This is a genomic window from Candidatus Chloroploca sp. Khr17 (assembly GCF_004138165.1).
Lineage (GTDB): Bacteria > Chloroflexota > Chloroflexia > Chloroflexales > Chloroflexaceae > Chloroploca.
In genome coordinates this window covers 1-4,089 of sequence record NZ_RYFF01000120.1, presented here as the reverse complement: position 1 = coordinate 4,089, position 4,089 = coordinate 1, and the positions used below count along the sequence as shown (strand labels likewise).

The following is a 4,089-nucleotide window of genomic DNA, read 5'->3' as shown; positions in this document are numbered from 1 at the left end:
GATCAGGCGCACGTCGGTGCCGCGATTGCGGGCGATGTGCATGGCAACGTCACGGTGACGACGCACGACCAGCGCGGGCAGCAGGGTGGCGTCAGTTTTGGCAGTGGCAACACGATCAGTGACGTGAACCTTGGTGACATCGTAGCCCGGGACGTCAACCGCACTGAGATCACCCAGGGCGACCGCATTACCACCGGCGATATCAGCGGCAGCGGCATCGCCATCGGGCGGGGCGCACAGAGCAGCGTGCGCAAGGTCGAGACGGGTGGCGGCGACTACGCCGAGGGCACGCTCGACAAGCGCACGGGCACCTTTGTCAGCGGCGATCAGTTCACCATGTCGGGCAACTTCAGCGGCGCAATGCTCACCATCAAATCAACGCTGACCAACGTCGCGCAGCGCATCGGCGCGGCTCCGCATGGCGATGCGGCGACGAAAGCGCAGCTGCAACAGCTTCTTGAACAACTGAGCGCGGCGTTGCAGCAGGTGCCGGCGGCGCAGGCCGGTGAGGCCGAGGCGGTCGCTGAAACCGCCAAGACCGCCGTCGAACAGGCGACGAAGGCCCAGCCGAACCAGACCCTGGTGCAGATCAGTGCCGAAGGGCTGAAGCAGGCCGCGCAGAACCTGGCGGCGGTACTGCCGACCGTGCTGCCCCTCGCGACGCAGATCGCCGAGGCCGTGCGGCGCATGAGTGGAGGGTGATACCAATTCGGTTTGAAGGTGCCGCATGGTCTGGTCATACTGAGTATCAAATGGCTCGCGGGCCAGTGGTGCCGTGACACGAAGCGTCTGTTGCTTAGGAGCGCCGCGAAGCATCTCTGCCGTCGGGACGCCCGAGATCTTGAGCGCAACGAAGGGTGACTATGCGGCCTATGCAACGGCACAAGTATGCGCCTGCGGAGGATTGGTCGGGCGTTCCACCAAATGCTTGGCGGCAGCCCATCGTACGACCATCCTCACAATCACCGGTTTGTTGCAGAGGACGGTAGCACACGGTACACTACCCGTACGCTCTGTTGAGGGAAAGGACTTGGTACGATGACAACTTCGATCACCTTGACTGAACAGGAAGAAACAGCGCTTCAGACCATTGCACAGCAGACGGGGAAGACACCCGATGAACTGCTGCGTGAAGCCGTCGAGCAATTGCTGGTGCAGTATCAGCAAACGCATCGCCGTGCCCTCTTGCAGCAGGCACGCGGGATGTGGCGCGATCGCACCGACCTTCCGACCCTCGAAACCTTGCGCCGCGAGTTCGATCGCGCTGGGGTATAAACCTGATGACGACACCCCTCGCACCCGTGCTGATCGACACCGACGTGCTGATCGATTATCTCCGTGATAAGCAAGAAGCCGTTGCTTATGTCGACAATCTGACCGTGCCGCTCTTTCTGTCGGTCATCAACGTAGCTGAACTCTACGCTGGCGTGCGGGATGGGGCCGAACGGACGAAACTGGACGCGTTTATCAACGCCTTCACCATTGTGCCGCTTGATCGTGAGATCGGTGTTACAGGCGGTCTGTATCGCCGCGACTATGGAAAAAGTCATGGAACCGGACTGGCAGATGCGCTCATTGCCGCAACAGCAAGGCTTCATTCGCTCACCCTGGTGACATTAAACAAAAAGCACTTTCCCATGCTCACCTCCCTCATCGTGCCGTATTAGGGAAGCTGCCAGCTGCCTACCTGCCATGTATCGATAGGTGTCCTGGTGCCGGATCGCTTGAGGGAGCAATGGTAATGTCTGATGAACGAGCCAAGCAACTGGCGTTTCTGCGCCAGCAACGGGATGACGCCCCCGATGCCGCGTCGCGGGCGATGTATGACGGGTTGCTCGCCAGTCTCGAAGCGCTCCCAGCGCACGAGGTGCGCACGGAGGGCGGTGATTATGCCGAGGGCACGCTCGACAAACGGATGGGTACGTTTATCGAGGGCCATCAGTACCAGTTGCATTTCAGTGGGGCCCAGTTTCTAGATGGCTTGTCGCTGCTTGCAGGGAATCCTGCTGACTATGGGGCCGCGCTCCGGCGTTATTTGACCCACCTCTACCGTGAGTATGCCGGGCTTGATCTGCGGGGCATTGACGATCGCCCGCTTGATATGCCGCTCAGCGAACTCTATGTCTCGTTGAACCTGCACGAACCGCCGCCTGCGGACTTAGCGGGGCGCGGGGCGCTGCGCGGCTTTATGGCGAAGGTTGGGCGATTCTTTCAGGTTGGCCAGGGCGAGGCTGAGGTGGGCGACGTTGCGGGGCGGCCTGAGTCCGTCGATTGGACGCAGGCGCTCCGCCATCCGCGCCTGGCCGTGGTGGGGGCGCCGGGCAGTGGCAAAACGACGCTCTTGCACTATACTGCTGTTCGTCTGGCTGAGGTGCTGGCGCGGGATGATGCGCCCCAGTTGGCGGCGCTGGGGCTTGCGGCGACTGGTTCGACGACCCCTCCCGTGCCTCTCTTGCTGCCCCTGCGCGAGTTGGGTAGCTTTTTGCACGAGTGCAATGGCAAAGAGTTGGCGGGGGTGGGGCCACGGCTGCTGATCGAGTGCCTGACGAATTATTATGCGCGTTTCGATTTAGCGTTGCCTGGGGATTTCTTTGCGCGCCTGTGCGAAGCCGGGCGCGCGCTGTTGCTGCTCGATGGACTTGATGAAGTTGCCAGTACCGCTGACCGTGCGCTGGTCAGCAGCATTGTGCGCACCTTTGTCGGGCGGTATCAGGGCTGTCGGTATGTGATCACCTCGCGGGTGGCTGCGTACCAGGGTGATGCGCAGGTGGGGGCCGGGTTTCGCATCTGTACGGTCGCTGATCTGGATGCAACGCAACAGCAGCGCTTCATTGGCAACTGGAGTCGTAGTCTGCATCGGTTGCTCTATCAGGTGGAAGGGCCGGAACTAGCGCGTCGGGCCGGGCGGTACGCCGACGAACTCTGGCAGGCGCTCGAGCTTAATGAACGGGTCGCCGGGTTGGCGAGCAATCCGCTGCTGCTGACCGTGGTGGCGGTCATTTTCTACAACAATTATGTGTTGCCCGAAGACCGGGCGGCGCTCTATGAAGAGTGTGTCGAGGTCTTGCTGCGCGGTGGGCGGGGCAAGGCTGACCGTCCCGGTCAGCAGCGACGCGAGTATGCGGGACGTCCCGAATTGACGATGGGCTTGGATCCCAAGCGTGAGATCCTGGCGGCTGTGGCCTATCGCATGCACCAGCGGGGTGAAGCCGGACTCTTCATCGAGCGTGACGAGCTGGTGCGCGAAGTTGCCGCCGTGTTGCATGGGCGCTATACGACGCCGGCGGAACTGGCCAAGAGTTTCGTGGACGAGTTGCCGGTGCATATCGGCTTGCTCGATGAGCGCGAGCCTGACCGCTACCGTTTCAGCCATCTCTCGTTCCAGGAATTCCTGGCGGCACGGCATATTGCCGAGGCTCCCGACGAACGCTGGGGGGAGCTCCTTGACCGGTACCAGGATACCTGGTGGCGCGAGGTCATCTTGCTGTGCGCGGGGCATCTGAGTCAGGAGCGTTGCTGGCGCTTCCTGAGCCTCCTCTGTGCGCGTGGTGACACCCCCGCTGAGCGGGTTAGTGCGTTGGCGCTTGCCAGCGATGCGTTGACCGAGTTAGAGCGCTTCAAAGGTCAGGGGTCCCTGCATGCCACGATCCAGGCTGATGCACACCACATCCTGGAACGTCAACCCGCGAGCGCGGTGCCAGCGCGGGCCCGCGTGCAATGCGGGCGGATTCTCGCCCGCTTGGGCGACCCCCGCCCCGGTGTTCGCACACTGCCACCCGCGATGGTGGAACTGCCCGGGGGCAGCGTGATGCTGGGCAGCACCCCGGAACAGGCTGAGGCTGTCGGGCGAGCCTGGGAGCAGTACTGGCTGCAACAGGGAAATAAAGATCTCGCCAAACGGGCTCGGCGTTGGCCTGACGATGAGATCAACGATCACCCCGTGACGCTTGCCCCCTTTGCCATTGGGCGCTACCCAGTGACGAATGCGCAATATGCCGAGTTTATCGCCGCAGGCGGGTATGATCCAACGGCCCCCTGGTGGGATGCGGCAGGGCGGGCGTGGCTGGCCCGCGATGATGCCGCCACCGA

At 62.5% G+C, this 4,089-nt stretch carries 3 protein-coding genes and 1 pseudogene; all 4 read left to right on the top strand.

What is annotated here, in order from left to right:
- Positions 1-702, top strand: a pseudogene (locus EKD05_RS26195) (hypothetical protein); the annotation flags it as partial.
- Positions 703-1,038: 336 nt separating this feature from the next.
- Complete coding sequence (locus EKD05_RS25135; protein ID WP_129678356.1) at positions 1,039-1,275, top strand: CopG family transcriptional regulator; 237 nt, start codon at positions 1,039-1,041, stop codon at positions 1,273-1,275.
- Between the two features lie 5 nt (positions 1,276-1,280).
- Positions 1,281-1,667, top strand: coding sequence for a type II toxin-antitoxin system VapC family toxin (locus tag EKD05_RS25130; RefSeq protein ID WP_129678354.1), 387 nt, complete (start codon positions 1,281-1,283; stop codon positions 1,665-1,667).
- Positions 1,668-1,741: 74 nt separating this feature from the next.
- A partial coding sequence (locus tag EKD05_RS25125) for an NACHT domain-containing NTPase (RefSeq protein WP_165360980.1) occupies positions 1,742-4,089 on the top strand: 2,348 nt, incomplete at its 3' end.